The organism is Mycobacterium sp. NGS68, assembly GCF_059812195.1.
Genome location: NZ_JCALCE010000001.1, coordinates 205509 through 226740, shown reverse-complemented (window position 1 = coordinate 226740; position 21232 = coordinate 205509). Strand labels below are relative to the sequence as shown.

Below are 21232 nucleotides of genomic sequence, written 5' to 3'. Positions count from 1 at the left end.
CGCGTCCCCAAGCCCGTTCTTCAAAGAGGAAATAACGGAGAGATCTCAGTACCAGTAGTAAGGGGTGTGGATGCTGTGGACAGTTGCGCCTCGGCGCAGCTAGGGAAGCGGTCGGGGGTGTGGATGGTGGGCGCGCAACCTGTGTGGTTCGTGTTGGGCCGGTGGGGATGAAGTCGCGTTGTGCACGGGCCGGCGAGTCCGTCCATGTTGTTTACGCCGATTGTGCACAGCGGTGTGCACAGCGAGGGGGTGTGACTGGTGTGACGCGCGTGCGGGAAGTTTTTTGCAGCCGGGCGTGAAATCGTTGAAAAACAGTACGACGGACGGGCTCGCGGGGGAGTGCCGTCAGCGCTTGGACCGCTGGCGGATGCGCGTGGTGAGTTCCTTGACGTGATCGAACACCTCGCGGCGCTGGGCCATTTCGGACAGAATTTTGCGCTGCGCGTACATGACGGTGGTGTGGTCGCGGCCGAACGCCTGACCGATCTTGGGCAGCGACAGGTCGGTCAGTTCGCGGCACAGGTACATCGCGATCTGGCGGGACTGTGCCAGGGCGCGGGTCTTGCCCGGCCCGCGCAGTTCCTCGACCGTGGTGTCGAAGTACTCGGCGGTGGCCGCCATGATGGTCGCCGCGCTGATCTGCATCGTGCTGGCGTCGGCGATCAGGTCGCGCAACACGATCTCGGCCAGGGATTTGTCGATCGGCGTCTTGTTCAGCGAGGCGAATGCGGTGACTCGGATCAGGGCACCCTCGAGCTCGCGGATGTTGCGCTCGATGCTGCTGGCGATCAGCTCGAGGACGTCGTCGGGCACGGCGAGCCGCTCCACCTGTGCCTTCTTGCGCAGGATGGCGATGCGGGTCTCCAGCTCCGGCGGCTGCACGTCGGTGATCAGTCCCCACTCGAAACGCGTCCGCAGCCGGTCCTCGAGGGTGGCGAGCTGTTTGGGTGGGCGGTCGGAGGAGATGACGATCTGCTTGTTCGCGTTGTGCAACGTGTTGAAGGTGTGGAAAAACTCTTCCTGCGTACTCTCGCGGCCCTCGATGAACTGGATGTCGTCGACGAGCAGCACGTCGATGTCGCGATAGCTGCGCTTGAAGGAGACCCGGCGGTCGTCGCGCAAGGAGTTGATGAAGTCGTTCGTGAATTCTTCGGTCGAGACGTACTTGACCCGCATGCCGGGGAAGAGCCGCTGCGCGTAATTACCGGCTGCGTGCAGCAGGTGGGTCTTGCCCAGGCCTGACTCGCCCCAGATGAACAACGGGTTGTAGGCCCGCGCGGGCGCTTCGGCGATGGCCAGCGCCGCGGCGTGGGCGAACCGGTTGGAGGCGCCGATGACGAACGTGTCGAAGGTATACCGGCGGTTGAGGCTCGTGCCGCTGCCGTTGGCCGACTCGGTCTGGCGTTGGGTGAAGTGGGTCGGCCAGCTCTGGTGGGCGCTGCCGAGGGTTTCGCCGTAGTCCTCGTCCGCGTCGGGCCCGGGATCGGCGGCGACCTCCTCGGCCGCGGCGAAGGTGTCGGCGGGGGCGAACGCGGTGTCGTCGGCGTCGGTGTCGGCGGCCGGGGCGATCCGGACTCCGAGCTGGATCTGTTGGCCGAGGCGTCGGCTCAGCGCATTGGTGATTGGCGCGCGCAGGTGTCGTTCGATCTCGTTCTGCACGAAGCTGCTCGGAACGGACAGCAGAGCAAAGCCCTCGACGATGGTGAGTGGCTGGACGAGGTTGAGCCAGGCTCTTTGCTGGGGTGTCAGCGGTGTGACCAGAGTGGTGCCGTTGCCGGCGCCGCCGTCGGGATCGAACTCACCGTTGAGCTCCGAAACGACCGCGTTCCACACCTTTGTGAAGCCGGAACCGGGATCATCGGTCAACGACGCATCTCCCTGGTTCTCGCGAAATTTCAGGTCGGTCTAACCGTTGTGACCGGAGCAACTGTCCACATACTTATCCACAGTTGTGGACAGGACGATCATAAACTAGCCGCAGCCTAGCGGCGACGGCTCGCGAACTCCGTTCTGGGGACAACCTGTGGGGTCATCTTCGGCGCCCGTCGAATCGGTAATCCTTGCTCAGTTGTCGACCGCCGCTCCAGTCCGAGACAGAAGCTAACAGTTTTCTGTTCGGCTGCCAACAGTTATGCGCCATTACGGCATGGTTCATCTGAATCGACGCAGATCGCGCGGCGGGAGAATGTGCGGGGACGGTTCGTCCCGTTGGGGCAGGCCAGGTTTGACCCAGCGAAGGCACGTCAGTACCCTCAGAAAGTCGCCCGAAAGTCGGCGATACGGCTGCGACCCGAAACTACCGTCTCGGGGACCGCGCCGGCCAGTAGCAGACAAGCTCCGAGCGCCCTGCGGGTAGCTCGGACAGCCGAGCCAGACACAACGAGGAGAACGCCGTGGCCAAGGGCAAGCGGACCTTCCAGCCCAACAACCGCCGCCGCGCCCGCGTGCATGGTTTCCGGCTGCGGATGCGGACCCGCGCAGGGCGTTCGATCGTTTCGGGTCGGCGCCGCAAGGGTCGCCGCGTTCTGTCTGCCTGATCGCAACCTCGGGTTTCCGGGCGGTGCTCCCCGCACATAACCGCATGAGGCGGTCTACCGAGTTCGACGCGACGGTGAAATACGGGATGCGCACGGTGCAGCCCGATGTCGTCGTGCACGTTCGGCGCGCGCGGGGTCCCGAGGCGGGTAAGGGCCCGCGACTCGGGTTGATCATCGCCAAGCCGGTCGGTTCGGCGGTGGAGCGACACCGGGTCGCCCGTCGGCTGCGCCATGTCGCGCGCACGATGCTGGCCGACCTCAATCCATCCGATCAGGTGGTGATCCGTGCGCTGCCGAGCAGTCGGCATGTGTCGTCGGCGTGGCTAGAGCAGCAGCTTCGCGCCGGACTGCGACGCGCCTTCGAGTTGGCGGGGACGGCTCGGTGAGGCGGGGCCTGATCTACCTGATCCAGCTGTACCGGAACATGGTGTCGCCGATGCGACCGCCGTCGTGCCGGTTCGTTCCGACGTGTAGCCAGTATGCGGTCGACGCACTGACCGAGTACGGATTGATTCGGGGGAGCTGGTTGGCCGCGGCCAGACTCGCCAAGTGCGGACCGTGGCACCGGGGGGGATGGGACCCGATACCCGAGCGCCACGAATGCCCTGCGGAGCGGGTGGACCTCAGGAGTGAGTCTTTTGTCGTTTGATCCTTTCAGTCTCGACTTCGTCTACTACCCCGTGTCGGGGATCATGTGGGTCTGGTACAAGCTCTTCGCCGCGATCTTCGGGCCGACGAACTTCTTCGCCTGGGCGCTGTCGGTCATGTTCCTGGTGTTCAGCCTGCGCGCGATCCTGTACAAGCCGTTCGTGAAGCAGATCCGCACCACGCGGCAGATGCAGGAGCTGCAACCACAGATCAAGGCGCTGCAGAAGAAGTACGGCAAGGACCGCCAGCGCATGGCGCTCGAGATGCAGAAGCTGCAGCGCGAGCACGGGTTCAATCCCATCCTCGGCTGCCTGCCGATGCTGGCCCAGATCCCGGTGTTCCTGGGGCTGTATCACGTGCTCCGGTCGTTCAACAGGACTCAGGGCGGCATCGGTCAGCACCCGCTGTCGGTCACCGAGAACCGCCAGATAGGCAACTACGTCTTCAGCGCCAAGGACGTCGGGCATTTCCTGGACGCCAACCTGTTCGGCGCGCCGATCGGCGCGACGATGACGCAACGCGGCGGGATCGAGGCGTTCAGCCATTTCGACCGTCTGTCGGTGATCGCGGTCGGGTTGCCGGTGATGATCCTGGCCGGCATCGCGACGTACTTCAACAGCCGCGCGTCGGTGGCGCGGCAGAGTCCGGAGGCGGCCGCCAACCCGCAGACCGCGATGATGAACAAGCTCGCGCTGTACGTGTTTCCCTTCGGCGTGGTCGCCGGTGGACCGTTCCTTCCGCTCGCGATCATCCTGTACTGGTTCGCCAACAACATCTGGACCTTCGGCCAGCAGCACTACGTGTTCGGGATGATCGAAAAAGAGGACGAGGCCAAGAAGCAGGAAGTGATCGCGCGCCGGCAGGCGAACGCGCCGGCCCCGGGGGTCAAGCCCAAACGCCCGTCGAAACCGCCGGCCGGTAGCGCGACCGTCACCGACGAGAGCGTCGGATCCGACACCGCGACCACGGAGACCGCCAGGACCAACGAGACCGCGGGCGTCGACGACGGCCAGGTCACCGAAGCGGCGAAGGTCCAACCCAACAAGCCGAGCCCGGCCGGGCGTAGTACCGGCCCGGGCAACCGCACGCCCCGCCCCGGCGCGCGACCGCGCAACAAGCGCAAGCGCTGACCGGGGCCGAACAAATCTGACGAGATAGGTGAGGGAGACAAAGCCATGACCGATGCCGACACCACCGAGCGCGAGGTGGAGACCGATCTTGCGGTCGAGGAAGCCGCCGATGAGACCCACGCGGCCGACGATGCCGACGATGCCGACGAGACCGCCGCGGCCGACCAGTCCGGTGAGCCGGAGGACCTCGAGGAGCGTCTAGTCGCCGAGGGCGAGATCGCCGGCGATTATCTGGAGGAGCTGTTGGATCTGCTCGACTTCGACGGCGACATCGACCTCGACGTCGAGGGCAACCGCGCGGTCGTGAGCATCGACGGCAGCGACGACCTGAACAAGTTGGTGGGCCGTGGCGGCGAGGTGCTCGACGCTCTGCAGGAACTGACGCGCCTGGCCGTGCACCAGAAGACCGGCGTGCGCAGCCGGCTGATGCTGGACATCGCGAGCTGGCGGCGTCGCCGGCGCGACGAGCTGGCCGCGTTGGGCGACAAGGTCGCGCGGCGGGTGCTGGACAGCGGCGAGCGCGAAGAGCTGTCGCCGATGACGCCCTTCGAGCGCAAGATCGTCCACGACGCCGTCGCCGCGGTGGCCGGCGTCCGCAGCGAGAGCGAGGGCGTCGAGCCCTCCCGCCGCGTCGTCGTGTTGCGCGACTGAGGCCAACTAGTTACACATTTGTAGTTCGCGTGGTTCGGCCCGCGTCGAGTCCCTCGCGAGAAATAGAGGAATGTTTCACGTGAAACATGGCGGGCCATGCGAACCGGCGGCTGAAGTGTTCGAGCCGAATGAGGCACCCGCCGCCGCGGCACGAGTCTTCGGATCGGGGCTGGACAAGGCCCGGCGCTACGCCGGCATTCTCGCAAGCGACGGGCTGGAACGCGGGCTGCTCGGCCCCCACGAAGTGGGCCGGCTGTGGGAACGGCATCTGCTCAACAGCGCCGCGGTGGGCGAGCTCCTGGAGCCGGGCGATCGGGTGGTGGACATCGGAAGCGGCGCGGGGCTGCCCGGGGTACCGTTAGCGATCGCGCGGCCGGACGTCGAGGTCGTCCTCCTCGAGCCAATGCTGCGCCGCAGCGACTTTCTCCGTGAGGTGGTGACCGCGTTGGGTCTGCCGGTGGAGGTGGTCCGCGGCCGTGCCGAGGAGCGGGCGGTGCGGGACGCGATCGGGGACCGGGATGTCGCGGTGTCGCGGGCGGTGGCGCCTTTGGACAAGTTGACGAAGTGGAGTATGGCGTTGCTACGACCGGAGGGACGGATGCTCGCGATCAAAGGGGAACGAGCCCCCGACGAAGTCCGGGAGCACCGGCGTGTGATGGCGGCGGCTGGCGCCGTGGATGTCAGGGTGGTGGCATGTGGCGCGAACTACTTGCAACCGCCCGCAACCGTGGTGTCGGCACGGCGCGGGAATCAGCCCGGGCCGAAGCGTACGGCGGGCAGGGGATCGCGATGAGGTCGACACGGGTGCAGGAAGCGCCGGTACCGCTGGCGCAGGGACCGACGCCGGGCGCGCCGACGGCCAATGTTTCACGTGAAACATCGACCGAACACGACACTCCCATCGGCGCCGCCGCCGAGCGCGCGATGCGAGTACTGCACACGGCGCACGAACCGCTGCAGCGGCCGCAGCGCCGCCGCGTGTTCACCGTCGCAAACCAGAAGGGTGGCGTCGGCAAGACGACGACGGCGGTCAACCTCGCCGCCGCCCTCGCCGTGCAAGGACTCAAGACGCTCGTCATCGACCTCGACCCGCAGGGGAACGCGAGCACGGCGCTCGGCATCACCGACCGGCAGTCGGGCACGCCGTCGTCGTACGAAGTTTTGCTCGGCGAGGTGTCGCTCCAGGCGGCGCTGCGGCGCAGCCCGCACAGCGACCGCCTGTTCTGCGTGCCGGCGACCATCGACCTGGCGGGCGCCGAGATCGAATTGGTCAGCATGGTCGCGCGCGAGAACCGGCTGCGGACCGCCCTCGCCGCGCTCGATGCGTTCGACTTCGACTACGTCTTCGTGGACTGCCCGCCGTCGCTGGGGCTGCTGACGATCAACGCGCTCGTCGCCGCGCCCGAGGTGATGATCCCGATCCAGTGCGAGTACTACGCGCTGGAGGGCGTGTCACAGCTGATGCGCAACATCGAGATGGTGAAGGCGCACCTGAATCCCCAACTCGAGGTGACCACCGTCATCCTCACCATGTACGACGGCCGGACCAAGCTGGCCGACCAGGTGGCCGCCGAGGTGCGCCGCTACTTCGGAAGCAAGGTGTTGCGCACCGTGATTCCGCGTAGCGTCAAGGTCTCCGAGGCGCCCGGCTACAGCATGACGATCATCGATTACGATCCCGGCTCGCGCGGGGCGATGAGCTATCTCGACGCGAGCCGGGAACTTGCCGAGCGCGACCGACCGATCTCGCCGAAGGGATGACCATGACGCAGCCGTCACGCAGGAAAGGTGGCCTCGGCCGGGGGTTGGCTTCGCTGATCCCAACCGGACCCACCGACGCCGACGGTCGGCCGACGGGCCCGCGGCTAGGCTCGGCGGCCGCCGACGTCGTGATCGGTGGCCCGGGTGGTGCCCCGCCGGAGGCCGGGCCGATCGGCCCGATGGGCGCCGTGTACCGCGAGATCGCGCCGACCGACATCGAGGCCAACCCGCGCCAGCCGCGGCAGGTTTTCGACGACGAGGCGCTGGCCGAGTTGGTGCACTCGATCCGGGAGTTCGGGTTGTTGCAGCCGATCGTGGTGCGCGAGGTCGCTGGCTCACCGGGTAGCGCGCGCTACCAGATCGTGATGGGGGAGCGGCGGTGGCGGGCCGCGCAGGAGGCCGGCCTGGCCACCATCCCCGCGATCGTGCGGGAGACGGGTGACGACAACCTGCTGCGCGACGCGCTGCTGGAGAACATCCACCGGGTGCAGCTGAACCCGTTGGAAGAGGCGGCCGCCTACCAACAGCTGCTCGACGAATTCGGGGTCACCCACGACGAACTGGCGTCCCGCATCGGGCGCTCGCGTCCGCTGATCACCAACATGATCCGCTTGCTCAAGCTGCCCATCCCGGTACAGCGCCGGGTGGCGGCCGGCGTGCTGTCGGCCGGGCACGCGCGGGCGCTGCTGTCGCTGGAGGCCGGGCCAGAAGCCCAGGAGGAACTCGCCAGCCGGATCGTCGCCGAGGGGCTGTCGGTACGGGCCACCGAGGAAGCCGTCACGATTGCGAATCACGAGGCGGACCGGTCCGACACCGCCAAGCCGACGCCGCGGCGCAAGCCGATTCAGATGCCGGGCCTGCAGGACGTTGCTGAGCGGCTCTCGAACGCCTTCGACACGCGCGTGACTGTCAGCCTCGGCAAACGCAAGGGGAGGATCGTGGTGGAGTTCGGCTCGGTGGACGATTTGCAGCGCATCATCGACATGATGACCACGCCCAAGGCGTGACCGGACACACGCTGTAATTACGTCACTGTGACACCGCGCCGATTTGACGCCATGCGGCCAGCGCGTCAGACACCACATTCTGGCGGAGTCTTGGTGTGCGTCAAGCAATTTCGATTTTCCAGCGAAGGCCCCGGCGGGGGAGAGCCGGCGCCGGCGCCAAGACTGGCCGGATGCCGACAGACTCTCCTATCCTGGAGGGGTTGTCGGAGGCCAGGAGACTAGTGTCTGCTCGAATCACACCGCTGCGGCTCGAAGCCTTCGAGCAGCTTCCCAAGCACGCGCGCCGCTGCGTGTTCTGGGAGGTCGATCCCGCGACCCTGGGCAATCACGACCACCTCGCCGATCCGGAATTCGAGAAAGAGGCATGGCTGTCGATGGTCATGCTGGAGTGGGGTTCCTGCGGCCAGGTCGCGACGACGATCCCCGACGAGCGCAGTGACGCAGAGCCGCTGTGCCTGGGCTACGTTCTGTACGCGCCGCCCAGGGCGGTGCCGCGTGCGCACCGGTTCCCGACCGGACCGGTGTCCGCGGACGCGGTGCTGCTGACGTCGATGGGCGTTGAGCCCGGACAAGCGTCCGACGATCTGCCGCACAGCATGATCGCGCGCGTGATCGACGAGTTGGTCCGACGCGGCGTGCGGGCGCTGGAGGCCTTCGGGCGCACGCCGGCGGCGTCGGAGTTGGGGGACCCGCACCTGGTGCACCCCGACGTGCAACCGGTGCTGGAATCCCTCGGCGATTGTTCGGTGGACCACTGCATCATCGAGGCCGACTTCCTACAGGACGTGGGCTTCGTCGTGGTCGCGCCACACCCCTACTTCCCGCGGCTGCGGCTGGAACTCGACAAGGGCCTGGGCTGGAAGGCCGAAGTCGAAGCAGCTCTGGAACGCTTGCTCGCGAATGCTCAACTGCAGCAACCGGTTGGGGCGGGATCCGCCGCCACCACCGCGGGGCTCGAGGCTTCGGAAAACTAAAGGGGAAAGCTGGTTACGAGCCGCTGCGGCTCGCCCGCTCCACCGACAGTTCGTGGGCCAGCAATTCGGCGAACGTGAAAGTGCCCGTGGGGCGGTCGTTCTTGCCCAGCAGATACAGGCGTTTGACCGCGGCGAGAATGCCCTCGGCGATGGCGTCACGGGTCTGCGTCGAGACCAGCATTCCGCGGTCCCGGGTGTTGGTGATGTAGCCGATGTCGACCTGAACGGTAGGCATCCGGGTCAGCCGTAGCAGGTCCCACGTCCGGCCGTGCGTGCGGCAATCCCGTAAACCGGTGCGGGCCACCACTTCTCGCTGGATGAAATCGGCGAGGTTGCGGCCGATCGTGGACACCGAGCCGTGCGAGTTGCCGAAGTGGAACGACGCCACGCCGTTGGCCGCGCCGCTATCCTGTGATTCGCAGCGCAGGCTGATCATCAGGTCGGCGCCGACGTTGTTGGCCGCGGCCGCGCGCTCGGCGTCCGACGGGCTGCGATTGGGGGGCCGGGACATGAAGGCATCCATGCCGATGGCGTCCATCCGGCCTTCGAGCCGACTCGCCAAGTCCCACAACACATCCGCTTCACTGATCGGCCCGTTGGGGCCCTGCGTGATCAGGCCGTGGTCGCTGCCGCCGCGGCCCGGGTCGATGATGATGCGCTTGCCCGACAGTTTCGGACCGGACCGGCGGACCAGTTCCTCCTCGCGGATGGCGTGCGGCGAACCGCCGCTGACCCGCGAACTCAGAAAGTACAAGGAGCGCAACGTTTCCGGACCGCAGATGCCGTCGGCGGCCATCCCGTACTCGCGCTGATACGACATCAGCGCGTTGTGGGTCTGCAGGCCGAAGTAACCGTCCACCAGGCCGGTGTAGAAGCCGAGGTCCTGCAGTCGGGCCTGCAGCGTCGCGACGTCGTCGCCGTAGAGCGGGGCGCCGAACTGGTGGTAGAGCGTGCGGGCGCCGAGCCGGTAGGACGCCTCTTTCAGCGCCCGATAGGTGGCCTCGCCCACGACACCGTCGACCAGCAGCCCGCGGTGTTGTTGGAAGGCGCGCACGGCATGGTCGAGTTCCGTGTCGAAGACGTCGACCGCGACATGCCTGCCGGTGGTCAGATCCTCGTCGGGGTTGTCCAGCATGCCAAGCGCGGCCAGCGCAGCACGGATCTCGGTGACAGCGGCGCTACGGTCTCCAGAGCGCAGCGCGTCGCCGGCTTCGCGGCGCGGACTCGACATACCAAGGGCCCTCCGGGACTACCTGACATCGCTGACTCATGCTTGCTTTGCGAACAACAGTTAGCCCGTATTGTCGCAGATCCTCGCCGATTTTCGGAAAACCCCAGGCTAACCGAGCGTGTGGTGCCGTGAACCGGCGCGAGTTAGCTGAGCCCGGGAACGGCGTCGGAAAGCTCGCGCAGCAACGCCGCCTTGCCCTTGGCACCGACGATGCGTTTGACCGGCTCGCCGTCCTTGAACAGGATCATCGTGGGGATCGACACCACCTGGAAATCGCGCGCGGTCTCCGGGTTGGCGTCGACGTCGAGCTTCGCCACGGTCAGCTCGGCGCCCCGCTCGGCCGCGATCTCCTCGAGCACCGGCGCGACCATCTTGCACGGCCCGCACCAGGTGGCCCAAAAGTCAACCAGCACAGGCTTACTGCTGGACAAGACGTCCGTCTTGAAGGAAGCGTCGGAAACTTCCACGGTGGACCCGCTCATCTTGGTGCTCCAATCAAGGTGTCTTTACTGTCTGTGGTTCCGGTCTCTTCACCGCCGGCGCCTGAGTCTTCATGGTCGGCCAGCCAGCGCTCGGCGTCGATGGCCGCCGCACAGCCGCTGCCCGCCGCGGTGATCGCCTGACGATAGGTGCGGTCCACCAGGTCGCCCGCCGCGAACACGCCCTCGATCGAGGTGCTGGTGGTGCGTCCCTGCACCAGCACGTAGCCGTCGTCGTCGACCTCGATGACGTCGCTCACCAGCGCCGACCGCGGCTCGTGGCCGATCGCGACGAAGACGCCGGTCACCGGGAGCGTGGTCTCCTTGCCGGTGCCGGTGTGGCGGACCCGCAGGCCGGTGACCGTGGTGTCGCCCTCGACGGCGATGGGCGTGTGGTTGGTGAGGATCTTGATCTTCTCGTTGGCCTGGGCGCGGTTGAGCATGATCTTGGAGGCGCGGAACTCGTCGCGGCGGTGCACCAGGGTGACGCTGCGGGCGAACCGGGTGAGGAAGGTGGCCTCCTCCATCGCGGAGTCGCCGCCGCCGATCACGGCGATGTCCTGGTCGCGGAAAAAGAACCCGTCACAGGTGGCGCACGAGCTCACCCCGCGGCCCAGCAACTCCTGCTCTCCGGGAACGTGCAGGTAGCGCGCCGCGGCGCCCATCGCGAGGATGACGGCGCGGGCGCGGTGGGTCTCCCCGTCGGCGGTGGTGACGGCCTTGATCGGGCCCTCGAGCGAGACCGACTCGACGTCCTCCATCCGCAGGTCGGCGCCGAAGCGCAGCGCCTGCTCGCGCATCTCGTCCATCAGCTCGGGGCCGGTGATGCCCTCGCGGAACCCGGGGTAGTTCTCCACCTCGGTGGTGGTCATCAGGGCGCCGCCGAAGGACGTGCCCTCGAATACCAGCGGCGCCAGCTGGGCGCGCGCGGAGTAGAGGGCGGCGGTGTATCCGGCAGGGCCCGAACCGATAACGATGACTTCGTGGACTTTGTCTTCAGCAGAAGTGGTCATGCCACCCTTTCTCAATCCTTCAAGCGCTCAAAGCGGCCTAAAGCGGCAAGCCGTAAGTCTACGAACGCAAGCGTAGGCGTCGCTGTTCCCGCGAGTGTGTCGGCTGTGTACGGGGAGACCCGACGCGACGCGGGATCACGCGCGGGGGACCTGCGTGCTGGCCAGCAGGCCGGTGTCGACGGCGCTGCAGTTCAGCGCCACCGCGAAGACCGCGAGGTCGTTGGGGGTGTCGGCGGGCAGGATCAGCAGCACCGCGGGGCGCGCGTCCACCTCGATGGGCCGGGCGCCCAGCACCGAGGCCGACGCCGGATAGCCCAGGCCACGCAGGCACGACGCCCGCTTGGCGGGGTCTTCGAGCGCGCCGTGGGCGCCGTAGTCGGGACTCTGGTGCAGCAGCTCGAGGATCTGCGCATTCGACAGCAGGATCGCGGGCATTGCCGACCTCGACGTCGACTCCGGAACGGTGATGTGCTGCGCGTTCTCCGACGTGCTGGGTGTCGGTGGGGGCGCGTTGAGCAGCGCCGCCGTGCCCACGCCGACCAGGGCGAGCAGCGCGCAGACGCCGGCGATGACGGCCGCCAGGCGGGCGCGGCCCAGCGGCGGCCGGGCGGAATGGGCCGGTTCCGCGCCCAGGTCGGCGAGGTCGTTGCGGACCCTGTTGAGCGCGCGCAGCGTGCCCTGCGCGGCCGGGTCGTCGCGGACCCGCTTGCGGACCGCCGCGGCGGTGTCGTCGTCCAGCAGACCGGCCTGCAGGTCGGAGAGCCGATCGACGCTCAGCGGTGGATCATCATCGGGTTCACCCATCCGCCCCAGTGTCCGTCATGCACTGACTCGCGGGGCCCTCGGGTGCGGCGTCGAGGTAGCCGAGCAGCCCGGCGAGCCGGGCGCGGCCGCGAGCGCAGCGGCTCTTGACGGTGCCTTCGGCGACGCCCAGCAGCCGCGCCGTGTCGGCGATCGAATAGCCCTGCATGTCGACGGCGACCACCGCCGCGCGCTGCTCGACCGGCAGCCGCATCAGCGCCCGTCGTACCAGGATCGCCGTCTCGACCTGGCCGGTGCGATCGGCGACGGGATGGACGTCCTGCAACGGGCTGGTGGGGTGGGACTTGGCGTGGCGCAGCCGGTCCAGGCAGGCGTTGACGACGATGCGGTGCAGCCAGCTGCGCACGGCGGCGTCGTTGCGGAACGAACCGGCGCAGCGGTGTGCGGACAGCATCGCGTCCTGCAACGCGTCCTCGGCGTCCTCGGGGGTGCGGCTGGTGAGCCGCGCCAGGTGGTGCAGCTGGCGCCGATAGCGGCGAAACAACTCGTCGAAGGCGTGGCGGTCACCGGCGACATGGGCGGCCAGCAGTTCGGCATCGGTGCGGTCCCGCTTGACGTTTCGCCCGAAGCCCACGAGCCGGGACAGTAACTAGTAGGGCGTGCGGCGGCACTTCACCCGCGCGCCGGTTGGGGACCGGTCAGGACGCCGCCTGAACCGCGATTTCGGAGATCTTGGCCTGGCTCCTGCCGTCCAGGGTGCCCAACGTGGAGATCCAGACCAGCAGGTTCGACGTCGGCGGGGAGGCCTTGACCGAGATCGTGTTGCGACCGGGTCTGAGCGTCGTGGCCGAGCTGAGCAGCGTGGTGTCGCCGAGTTCGGCCGGCGTCGGCGTGGACGCGGCGCGGATCTCGACCTTGGTACCGGTGCTGGCGATGGCGATGGTGACCGTGCCGACGACCGTGGGCCGCGGCAGCTGCAACATCAGCCCGGTACCGGATTTGAAGCCGGGGAACGGGGCCGGGTCGGTGTAGACGTCGGATTCCCAGGCGGTGTTCGGGTCGCCGTCGATGGCATACCCGGCCGTGCCGGGGCTGTCGGGTTCGCCGCCAGGCGAAACGACGGACGCCAGCACCGGCTTGACGATGCCGGTCGCAGCCGAGGTGGCCGGCGCAGGTCGCGAGCCGGCCTGGGCGGACGCGGACTCGCGAAGGTGTGGTTGGAGCAGTTGGGCGACGGTGACGATGGCGGCTACGACGAGAACGGTCGCAACGATTGCGCCGATCAGAAGCGGCCGGGGTTGCTTCCGGGGCGCGCTCGCCGCCGGCCGCTGCTCGTATCGGATCGGCTCGCGCGCCCGTTCGGTCATGTCGCGCGGCGCGGGTCGCGTGTAGACGTCGCGGGCCGGGGAGCTGGTCAGAGCATTGCGGGCTGCGGCGGCCAGCTCGCCGGCACTCTGGTAGCGCAGCTCCGGGCTTTTGGCCATGCCACGTGAGACGACCCCGTCGAATCCGACGGGGAGCTGGGGTACGCGGGCGCTGGGCTTCGGCGCGTCGAGCGTGAGGTGGCCTGCGATTTGCTGATCCATACTCGTCCCCGGAAACGGCTGGTAGCCGGTCAGGCACTCGTGCAACACGCAGGCCAGCGCATACACGTCGGAACGGGCATCGGCGATGCCGCCGGTGAACCGTTCGGGGGCCATGTAGGCCATGGTGCCCACGATCATCCCGGTGCTCGTCAGTTTCGTGGCCGCGGCATCGCGCGCGATGCCGAAGTCGATGAGGTACACGAAGTCGCGGTCGGTCATCAACGCGTTGGAGGGTTTGATGTCGCGGTGCACCAACCCGGCGGCGTGGGCGACGTCCAGTGCGGTGGCGAGCTGCTCGATCACGTGCACGGCCCGGTCCGGGCGCATCGGGCCGTCGCGTTCCAGCAACGTATGTACGTCGGTGCCCTCGATGATGGGCATCACCAGATACAGCCGGCCGTCGATCTCACCGGCCTCGAAAATCGGAATGATATGGGGTTCAGTCAATCTGGCGACGATGCGGGCCTCACGCTTGAACCGTTCCTCATACCCGGAGTCGCTGGCAACCGCGGGCAGCAACACCTTGATCGCCACGTCGCGATCCATCAGGGTGTCGTGGGCTTTGTAAACCTTGCCCATGCCGCCTTCGCCGAGCAACCCGAGGAGCCTGTAACGCCCGAACGGCACTTCCTCCACCGGCCAGCCTTCCTCGCCCCAACTCGTCGAAAGATGCTACCCAAATCGACGTATGCCGGGACCGGTCAGGACGCCGCCTGGATGGTGATCTCGGAGATCTTGGCCATGTTCTTGCCGTCCAGCGTGCCCAGCTTGGAGATCCACACCAGCAGGTTCGACGTGGGGGCGGCGGATTTGACCGAGATGGTGTTGCGTCCGGTTTTGACCGCCGTCGCCGGGGTGAGCACCGTGGTGTCCTCGAGCTTCGACGGCGTCGGGCTGGCGGACGCGCGGATTTCGATCTTGGTGCCGGTGCCCGCCATGTCGATGGTGACCGAGCCGATGACCGTGGGCTTGGGCAGCTGCAACATCAGACCGACCCCGGTCTTGAACGAGGGGAAGGGGTCGGCGTCGGTGTAGATGTCGGTGTCCCAGGAGGTGCCCGGGTCGCCGTCGATCGCGTTGCCGGCCGTGCGGGGTGAGTCAGCGTCGGCGCCAGGTGGGAAAACCGCCACCCTGGTCGGCTTGACGTTGCTGCCCGCGGGCGCGTTGGAGGCGGACGACGACGCCGTCGACGACGTCTGGGTGTTCAGGCCAAGCTCGTCCTTGTTGAGGCCGCCGCCGACGTTGTCGAAGATCTTGCTCACGACCGACGCCAGCACCAGCAGGGCGACGACAATGATGACCAGGCCGGCGCCGAGGCCGATCAGCAGGTTGCGCCGCCGCCGACCGAACGCCCCGGCGTCACGGGCCACCGGCGCGCGCCGGGCGGCGGTGCGTGGGGGCTCGTCGACGGGCTCGGAGTCCTCGATCGGGCCGAGCACCTCGGTGCGGTCCGCGACTGCGGTCGCCTGCTGCAGCAGGTTCAAAAGCGTTGATGCGCTGCGTATCCCGCCGTCCTCCTGAACGGATCGGACGGCGACCGCGGAGATCTGGAAGGGGATGTGGCGATCGATCACGGTGGGCTCGACCGGGTTGCCCGACGCGTCCCGCTTGGCCGGAGCCAACCCGCTGCGCACCCCGGACTCCCGCAGCGGCCACCGGTTGACCAGCAGGGCGTACAGCGCGGCGCCGATCCCGCGGATGTCGTTCTGCGGGCTGGCGTCGGGCATGGTTGCCGGATACGCCAGCACGACGTCGCCCTCGATGCTCACGCGCACCCGTGCCGGGTGGTCGATGGACAGCGCGACGCCCGCGCGGTGGGCCGCCGCGGCGGCGGCGGCCAGCGACTGCATCGCCCGGACGGCGCCGACGGGTGACGGCGCGGTGTCAGCGACCTCCTGCAGGGAGCCGCCGCGGATCCACTCCGAGACCACCAGGCCGCCGTTGCCGGTGTGGACGACGTCGAGCACCCGCGCGACACCGGGGGTGTCGATGCGGCTGAGCCGCAGCGTGCGGGCCAGGATCTCCTGCAGCACCTCCGGGGGCAGCGCCCCGTCGGGGTCGACGAACGTCAGCGCCACCTGGCGTTCCAGCGCGGTGTCCATCGCCTGCCAGAACTGCAGGGGCGGCGCGCCGCCGTGGAAGACCAGCAGCCGGTAGCGGCCGCCGGCGATGCGCGCACCGGGAACCAGGTGGACGTCGTCGGGTGCCCCCGACGAATCGGTGGCGGGCTGGCGGATCGGCTCGTCGGGTAGATCGCCGTTGCGCGGCTCGGACGGCCGGGCCGCCGGGGCGGGATCTACGTCTTTGGGAATGTCGGGCTGGAAGTCGTCGGCGATCGGACGCGCCAGGTCATGGGCGCGCGCGGGATCGGACGCGAAATCAGAGGACGTGCTCTCCGATGGGCGGTCGCTCACCTCCGGTCCTTTCGCTATCCCGGTTCTGGCTACCCGTTCCGGAGGTCTGCGCCGGATCGGCTCCTGGACCGCATGTGTCCCCGGCGGGGTGGAATTCCTCTGCTCAGGGTACGTGACCGGGGCGCGTCGAGACGATACCGGCGGTCCGGCCTCCTTCCGCCCACCGGCCGTCCGCCCGGTCCGGCGCCTGATGGCGCCCAGCGCCGCGTGCGCCTCGGGGACCTGGCCGCGCAGCATCACCACGGCCAGGATCGGCAGCATGATCGTCGTCAGCACCGCCAGCCGCAGCAGCGAACCCGCTCCGCCGAAATGCTCCGTCAGCGCGCCGAGCCTCAGCAGCCGGTCGGCCACGTGGGCCAGCAGGCCGGCCAGCAGCGACGCGGCCGTCGTCACCAGGATGGTGCGCGCCTCGGTGACGCCCACCAACTGGCCGCCGCGCGGCAGCAGCGCCCGTCGCAGCAGGTAGTAGCCGACGATCGCGCCCGCCAGGAAGCCCAGGCCGTTGGCCAGGCCCAGAAAACCGGCTACCAGCTTGGGGTCGCCGGTGAGGTGCGGCGCGGCCACCGAGCCGGCGATCTTGACGGCGGTGATGACGAGGATGATCACGATCGGCGTCCAGGGCTGCTCGCGGGCGTAGAAGACCCGCAGCTCCAGCAGCACCAGGCCGTAGGGGATCAGCGTGAACGCGGAGAGCGAGATCGCGGCGCCCAGGTAGCCGGCGTCGACGCCACCGAAATGGCCGTAGGCGAACAGCGCGCTGCCCATCGCCGGACCGCCCACCGTCATGACCGCCACGATCGGGATGAGCGTGATCAGGGTCAGCCGGGCGGCCAGCGAGAAGTCGGCGAGCACGGCCTTGGTGTCGTCGGCGGCGGCGTTGCGGCTGAGCCGCGGCATGACCACGGTCAGCACGGTGACCCCGATCATGCCGAACGGCAGCATCAACACCAACCAGGTGTAGTTGTAGATCGCGGGCCCGGAAGCCGCTGCCGTGCTGGCGATCTGGTTGCCGACCACAAAGCCCAGCTGACTGATCACCACGTAGAGCACCATCGCGGCGGCCATCGCGCCGAAACGCTTGAGCCGATCGTCGATTCCCCACAGCGGGCGCAGGCTGATGTGCTGGCGCCGGATCGCGACCAGCAGCACCGCGGTCTGCGCGAACACCCCCAGCGTGGTGCCGACCGCGAGCACCAGCAGCTTCGTGTTGCCCATCCGCACCGGGTCGACCGAAAGCTCGCCGGGCACAAGCAGATACACCACCAGCGTGGTGATCGCGACGACGTTGTTGACGACGGGCGCCCACGCCGGCGGCCCGAACACGTTGCGGGTGTTCAGGATTGCCATGAACACCGACGTCAGGCCGTAGAACAGCACCTGCGGCAGCAGCAGGTAGGCGAACGCGGTGGTCAGCGGTTCGTTGACCTGTGGGTTGCGGCCCAGCATCAGCCGGACCAGCAGCGGCGCGGCGAGCACCGACAGCGTCGTGGCGACCAGCAGCAGGGTGGTGGTGAGCGTCACCAGGCGACGCACGAACGCCGCGCCCCCGTCGGGATCGCCCTGCTCGGCGCGGGCCAGCACCGGCACGAAGATCGCGGTGAACGTGGCCTCCAACACCAACGCGGCGACCTGGTTCGGCAGCTGATTGGCCACCGAGAAGGCGCTGGACAGCGCGGCGCCCAGGATCGCGGCCAGCAGCACGATGCGGGCGAAGCCGGTGATCCGGCTGATCAGCGTCGCGAACGCCATGCCCCAGGACCGGGAGACCAGGGCGGCGTCGGACAGTTCGGCTCGCCGCGCGGGTGGCTGCGGCGCGGGGATGTGCCGCGGCGTTACCCGCGGTCGTTGGGGTGCGGGCTTCATACCCGGTGCTCTTCGACCCGATCAGCGGCTCGACGGTCGGCCCGCCGCTCGGCCCCCCGCTCGTCCCGGTCGGCCCGGGGGTGCGGCGGGTCGGGGCGGTCGAGGTCCGCGCGGTCGGGCTGGCCGCGGAAGCGGTGCCACAGCCGCCGCCCGGCCAGCGCGAACAGCACCGCGGCGGCGGTCAGCGTGATCGCGAACAGCACCTTCCCGTAGGCGTTGCAGTGGACCGAGAACCGCACCGGCTCACCGAGCCGCATGCCGTCCGGCGTGTGCAGCGACGCGTCGACGGCGACCCGCTGCGTGAAGCGCACCTCGATCGGTACCCGCAGCGGCAGGTAGCCCGGCGGCAGCTCGATCTGGCCCACGTCGCTGACGTTCATGCCCGGCGGCGTGTCGACCTGCAGCCGCACCCGGATCGGCACGGCCAGGCCGTTGTGCAGCGCCAACGGCAGCGGGCTGTGCTCGGTGGCCAGGGTGTAGGAGCCACCCGGGTTGACGATCGTCACCGCCCCGAACAGGTCGTTGATCGTGTTGCCGACGACCGCCAGCCGTTGCTGCGCCATCCCGTTGCGGGTATCGGGCGGCTCGGACTGGCTGAGCGCGCGCAGCATGTCCTCGCGCAGCGGGGCGGTGTACTGGACGCCGGTCAGGCCGGTGCGCTCGTCGGTCATCAAAGCCGAGGTCAGGCCCCACAGGCGGCCGACCTGGCCGCTGATCTGACCGGTGACGTCGTCGCTGAAGCGGCCACGCCCCGAGGCGTAGTTGCCGGGCGCCTCCGGATTCCCGATGCCGATCTGGGCGCCGGCGTCGGCGATCACCGCGGTGAGTGGCCGCGGCACGGCGAGGCCGGAGCGGATGGTGGTGGCCAGCGCGGTCAGGATCAGCTGCGCGTCGTCGGCCTGCAGGTTCCACGCCGCCGGCGGCACCAGCAGCTGGCTGCGGGGCGTCGCGTCGCGTTCCAGGCTGCGCCAGAACATCGAGCCCAGCGCGTCCTGGCGGCGCGCGGTCGCCGAGTCGTGCGTCAGCCGCACCGACAGCGAGGAATCCAGATAGGTGGGCATGATCGGACTGTTGCCCGCGCCCGCCAGCGCCGCCCCGACGGCCGGGTCGAACGCCGCGACCACCACCTGCGACGACAACCGCCGGGGCACGGTGTCGGCCGCATGCAAGCCGGTGGCCGCCTCCTGGGCGGTGAAGTCGGCCGCCGCGATCGCGACCGTGGCCTCGTTGGCGTTGAGGAGGTCGACGGCGCGGTGGGTGAGCGGCCCGTCGGGCAGCACGGTCGCCCCCCGCGAGGAGGCGACGTCGAGGATGCGGTCGACGATGTCGCCGGTGCTGTGCGTGGCGGCCGTGCTCAGGCCGCGGTCGTTGACGCGTTGCAAGGCGTCCAGGTCGGCCTGCGCGTAGGGCAGCGGGGTCACGCACGTCCGGTGGGCCAGCGCGCGCAGCCGGTTGAGCCAGAGGTTCGCGGCGGCCTGGCCGGTGCCGGGATGCGTGGGTGTGCCGGGCCGTTGCGCGGCGCTCTCCGGCGAGTTGGACACCACATAGCCGGCGGTCATGGCGTTGACCGTGACCAGCAGGTCGGGGTCGACGGCCAGGCACAGCGCCCGCCCGACGGCGCCGTCGGGGTCGACGTCGTGGTTGGTCGCCACCTCCGCCGCGGCCAGCAGGATGTCCAGCCGGCCGCCGGTGGCCAGCGAGCCGGCCAGGTCGTCGTCGACGAGGCGGACCGGGATGCTGCCGCCGGGTGCGCCGGGGGACAACCGCGGCCGGTCGGCCAGCGGCCACAGCATCGTGATCCATACCGGCTTGGAGGTGTCGGGAGCAATGGCGTTATTGGCGGCGCCCGCGTCGTCGGCCTTGACCGGGGGCACCCCGACGACCGGCAGCAGGAAGCGGGCGTTGTCGAGGCGGGCCGGCGCGCCGTAGTCCGGCGTGCCGTTGGCGTTGACCAGCACCGGGTACACGCCGGGCCGGTCGACGGCCAGCGACGGTTTGGTCAGTGAGCGCAGCGGCGCGGTCAGGGTGAACGTCGCCTCCTGGCCGCGCTGCAGCTCGGGGGAGATCGTGACGAACTCGCCGACGGCCTGGTACTGATCGGTGCCGCCGTCGAGCGAGGTGCGCAGCGCCGCCGACGACGCGACCGCCGTTGCGTGCTCCAGCCGGACCATCACGTCGTGCACCGGGCGGTCGCCGATGTTGGTGACCATGCCGGTGACGGTGACGACGGGGTCGCTCGTGGTCGTGACGACGTCCGGGGTCACCTGGTCGATGCGGACATGAATGAACGGCGTGGCGCCGGGCTCGCCCGCAGCCGCGCGCGGCGCGGAGGCGGGTCCCAGGAGCACCACCCCAAGGCCGGCCACTATGCCGATGACGGCCATGAGGCGCATCAAGCCGGCCCACCAGGTTCGCGGCGACGTCACGGCGCCGGCCCGCGACCGTTCGTCGGGCCCGCCGGGCGTTCTTCGGAGTGGCGGGTACGCGAATGAGTCTGCGGGCGGCGCCGCGGCGTGCTCGGCGGCAGCGGCGGGAGGGCGGCGGGGCCGTCGCTTTGCAGCTTGTCGATCAGTTCGTCGGCGACCTCGGCCAGGCGGCGCTCGTCGGCGTAGGCCAGCCGCGACGGCAGCTCCTTCATCGGCACCCACGCCACCTCGGCGACCTCCAGGTCCTCGTCGGACAGCTCGCCGCCGGAGAACTTCATCAGATAGTGGTGCACGGTCTTGTGCACCCGACGCCCGTCGGTGACGAACCAGTAGTCGATGCGGCCCAGCGCGGCGAGCACGCTGCCGCGGATACCCGTCTCCTCGGCGACCTCACGGATGGCCGTCTGCTCCGCGGTTTCGCCCATCTCGATGTGACCCTTCGGCAGCGACCACAACATCCGCCCGCGCCGGTCGACGCGGCCGATCAGCGCCGCCACCTGCGATTCCCGCGGCCCGTCGATGCCGTCGATGACCAGACCACCGGCGGATGTTTCGTGCACGGTACGTAGCCGCTCCGGCGCGCGGCGCGGTGCACGAGACCGCCGTGGTTTCGACTGCGCTGCGTCACCGGGCGGCTGGTTACCCACGTAATTTTCGGCCGAAGCTGCAGCGCCACGACCGCGGCGCCGGCCTCGGCGGCGACGTGGTTTTGCCTGTTCGCCGTCCGACATCTCAAGCGATACTAACTGC

Annotated in this window: 19 protein-coding genes; 9 read left to right on the top strand and 10 right to left on the bottom strand. The window is 69.0% G+C overall.

Annotated elements, in window-relative coordinates; all coding sequences use genetic code 11:
* Positions 1-345 precede the first annotated feature (345 nt).
* Entirely contained in the window at positions 346-1866 is a 1521-nt protein-coding gene (dnaA, locus tag AC5Y5V_RS00955) for a chromosomal replication initiator protein DnaA (protein ID WP_499930634.1), read from the bottom strand.
* Between the two features lie 527 nt (positions 1867-2393).
* On the opposite strand from dnaA, the gene rpmH reads away from it, so the two are divergent.
* From rpmH to AC5Y5V_RS00910, 9 genes are all read left to right on the top strand, one after another.
* Positions 2394-2537: a 50S ribosomal protein L34 gene (rpmH, locus tag AC5Y5V_RS00950; RefSeq protein WP_082929939.1), complete on the top strand. Its 144-nt coding sequence runs from the start codon at positions 2394-2396 to the stop codon at positions 2535-2537.
* A gap of 23 nt (positions 2538-2560) precedes the next feature.
* Positions 2561-2923 (top strand): ribonuclease P protein component, encoded by a 363-nt coding sequence (gene rnpA, locus AC5Y5V_RS00945; protein WP_499930632.1) that lies wholly within the window; start codon positions 2561-2563, stop codon positions 2921-2923.
* 38 nt (positions 2924-2961) lie between these two features.
* Positions 2962-3186, top strand: coding sequence for a membrane protein insertion efficiency factor YidD (yidD, locus tag AC5Y5V_RS00940; RefSeq protein ID WP_499931088.1), 225 nt, complete (start codon positions 2962-2964; stop codon positions 3184-3186).
* Positions 3167-4315 carry a membrane protein insertase YidC gene (yidC, locus tag AC5Y5V_RS00935; RefSeq protein WP_499930630.1) on the top strand — a complete coding sequence of 383 codons (1149 nt, stop codon included), beginning with the start codon at positions 3167-3169 and terminating at the stop codon, positions 4313-4315. The genes yidD and yidC overlap by 20 nt, the downstream gene beginning before the upstream one ends.
* Positions 4316-4360: 45 nt before the next feature.
* A complete protein-coding gene (locus tag AC5Y5V_RS00930; protein WP_499930628.1) occupies positions 4361-4966 on the top strand; it encodes a Jag family protein in 606 nt (201 codons plus the stop codon).
* A gap of 70 nt (positions 4967-5036) precedes the next feature.
* The gene (rsmG, locus tag AC5Y5V_RS00925; RefSeq protein WP_499930626.1) at positions 5037-5759 is read left to right on the top strand and encodes a 16S rRNA (guanine(527)-N(7))-methyltransferase RsmG; all 723 of its coding nucleotides are present in this window, start codon (positions 5037-5039) and stop codon (positions 5757-5759) included.
* Complete coding sequence (locus tag AC5Y5V_RS00920) at positions 5756-6727, top strand: ParA family protein (RefSeq protein WP_499930624.1); 972 nt, start codon at positions 5756-5758, stop codon at positions 6725-6727. Before rsmG ends, AC5Y5V_RS00920 begins: the two co-directional genes overlap by 4 nt.
* A gap of 2 nt (positions 6728-6729) precedes the next feature.
* Entirely contained in the window at positions 6730-7734 is a 1005-nt protein-coding gene (locus AC5Y5V_RS00915; RefSeq protein WP_499930622.1) for a ParB/RepB/Spo0J family partition protein, read from the top strand.
* A gap of 221 nt (positions 7735-7955) precedes the next feature.
* Positions 7956-8708, top strand: a complete 753-nt coding sequence (locus tag AC5Y5V_RS00910; RefSeq protein WP_499930620.1) for an acetyltransferase — start codon at positions 7956-7958, stop codon at positions 8706-8708.
* Between the two features lie 13 nt (positions 8709-8721).
* On the opposite strand, the gene AC5Y5V_RS00905 is transcribed toward AC5Y5V_RS00910, so the two are convergent.
* The 9 genes from AC5Y5V_RS00905 to AC5Y5V_RS00865 form a co-directional block, all read right to left on the bottom strand.
* The gene (locus AC5Y5V_RS00905) at positions 8722-9939 is read right to left on the bottom strand and encodes an N-acetylmuramoyl-L-alanine amidase (protein ID WP_499930618.1); all 1218 of its coding nucleotides are present in this window, start codon (positions 9937-9939) and stop codon (positions 8722-8724) included.
* Positions 9940-10082: 143 nt separating this feature from the next.
* Positions 10083-10421 (bottom strand): thioredoxin, encoded by a 339-nt coding sequence (trxA, locus tag AC5Y5V_RS00900; RefSeq protein WP_499930616.1) that lies wholly within the window; start codon positions 10419-10421, stop codon positions 10083-10085.
* Complete coding sequence (gene trxB / locus AC5Y5V_RS00895; RefSeq protein WP_499930614.1) at positions 10418-11431, bottom strand: thioredoxin-disulfide reductase; 1014 nt, start codon at positions 11429-11431, stop codon at positions 10418-10420. The genes trxA and trxB overlap by 4 nt, the downstream gene beginning before the upstream one ends.
* 135 nt (positions 11432-11566) lie before the next feature.
* Positions 11567-12235 (bottom strand): RsmA family anti-sigma factor, encoded by a 669-nt coding sequence (locus AC5Y5V_RS00890; protein WP_499930612.1) that lies wholly within the window; start codon positions 12233-12235, stop codon positions 11567-11569.
* Complete coding sequence (gene sigM, locus AC5Y5V_RS00885; RefSeq protein ID WP_499930610.1) at positions 12228-12827, bottom strand: RNA polymerase sigma factor SigM; 600 nt, start codon at positions 12825-12827, stop codon at positions 12228-12230. Before sigM ends, AC5Y5V_RS00890 begins: the two co-directional genes overlap by 8 nt.
* A 64-nt stretch (positions 12828-12891) precedes the next feature.
* The gene (locus tag AC5Y5V_RS00880) at positions 12892-14415 is read right to left on the bottom strand and encodes a serine/threonine-protein kinase (RefSeq protein WP_499930608.1); all 1524 of its coding nucleotides are present in this window, start codon (positions 14413-14415) and stop codon (positions 12892-12894) included.
* Positions 14416-14480: 65 nt separating this feature from the next.
* Entirely contained in the window at positions 14481-18056 is a 3576-nt protein-coding gene (locus tag AC5Y5V_RS00875) for a lipid II flippase MurJ (protein ID WP_499930606.1), read from the bottom strand.
* Positions 18053-20482, bottom strand: a complete 2430-nt coding sequence (locus AC5Y5V_RS00870) for a hypothetical protein (RefSeq protein ID WP_499930604.1) — start codon at positions 20480-20482, stop codon at positions 18053-18055. The genes AC5Y5V_RS00875 and AC5Y5V_RS00870 overlap by 4 nt, the downstream gene beginning before the upstream one ends.
* Entirely contained in the window at positions 20479-21213 is a 735-nt protein-coding gene (locus AC5Y5V_RS00865) for an NUDIX hydrolase (RefSeq protein WP_499930602.1), read from the bottom strand. Before AC5Y5V_RS00865 ends, AC5Y5V_RS00870 begins: the two co-directional genes overlap by 4 nt.
* Positions 21214-21232: the final 19 nt, after the last annotated feature.

What these genes read in the sequence shown, in the direction of transcription:
- AC5Y5V_RS00920 (WP_499930624.1), top strand. Translation starts at nt 5,756, where the DNA reads ATGAGGTCGACACGGGTGCAGGAAGCGCCGGTACCGCTGGCGCAGGGA.
- AC5Y5V_RS00890 (WP_499930612.1), bottom strand. Translation starts at nt 12,235, where the DNA reads ATGGGTGAACCCGATGATGATCCACCGCTGAGCGTCGATCGGCTCTCC.
- AC5Y5V_RS00905 (WP_499930618.1), bottom strand. Translation starts at nt 9,939, where the DNA reads ATGTCGAGTCCGCGCCGCGAAGCCGGCGACGCGCTGCGCTCTGGAGAC.
- yidD (WP_499931088.1), top strand. Translation starts at nt 2,962, where the DNA reads ATGGTGTCGCCGATGCGACCGCCGTCGTGCCGGTTCGTTCCGACGTGT.
- AC5Y5V_RS00865 (WP_499930602.1), bottom strand. Translation starts at nt 21,213, where the DNA reads ATGTCGGACGGCGAACAGGCAAAACCACGTCGCCGCCGAGGCCGGCGC.
- AC5Y5V_RS00915 (WP_499930622.1), top strand. Translation starts at nt 6,730, where the DNA reads ATGACGCAGCCGTCACGCAGGAAAGGTGGCCTCGGCCGGGGGTTGGCT.
- AC5Y5V_RS00930 (WP_499930628.1), top strand. Translation starts at nt 4,361, where the DNA reads ATGACCGATGCCGACACCACCGAGCGCGAGGTGGAGACCGATCTTGCG.
- trxB (WP_499930614.1), bottom strand. Translation starts at nt 11,431, where the DNA reads ATGACCACTTCTGCTGAAGACAAAGTCCACGAAGTCATCGTTATCGGT.
- AC5Y5V_RS00875 (WP_499930606.1), bottom strand. Translation starts at nt 18,056, where the DNA reads ATGAAGCCCGCACCCCAACGACCGCGGGTAACGCCGCGGCACATCCCC.
- trxA (WP_499930616.1), bottom strand. Translation starts at nt 10,421, where the DNA reads ATGAGCGGGTCCACCGTGGAAGTTTCCGACGCTTCCTTCAAGACGGAC.
- rsmG (WP_499930626.1), top strand. Translation starts at nt 5,037, where the DNA reads ATGTTTCACGTGAAACATGGCGGGCCATGCGAACCGGCGGCTGAAGTG.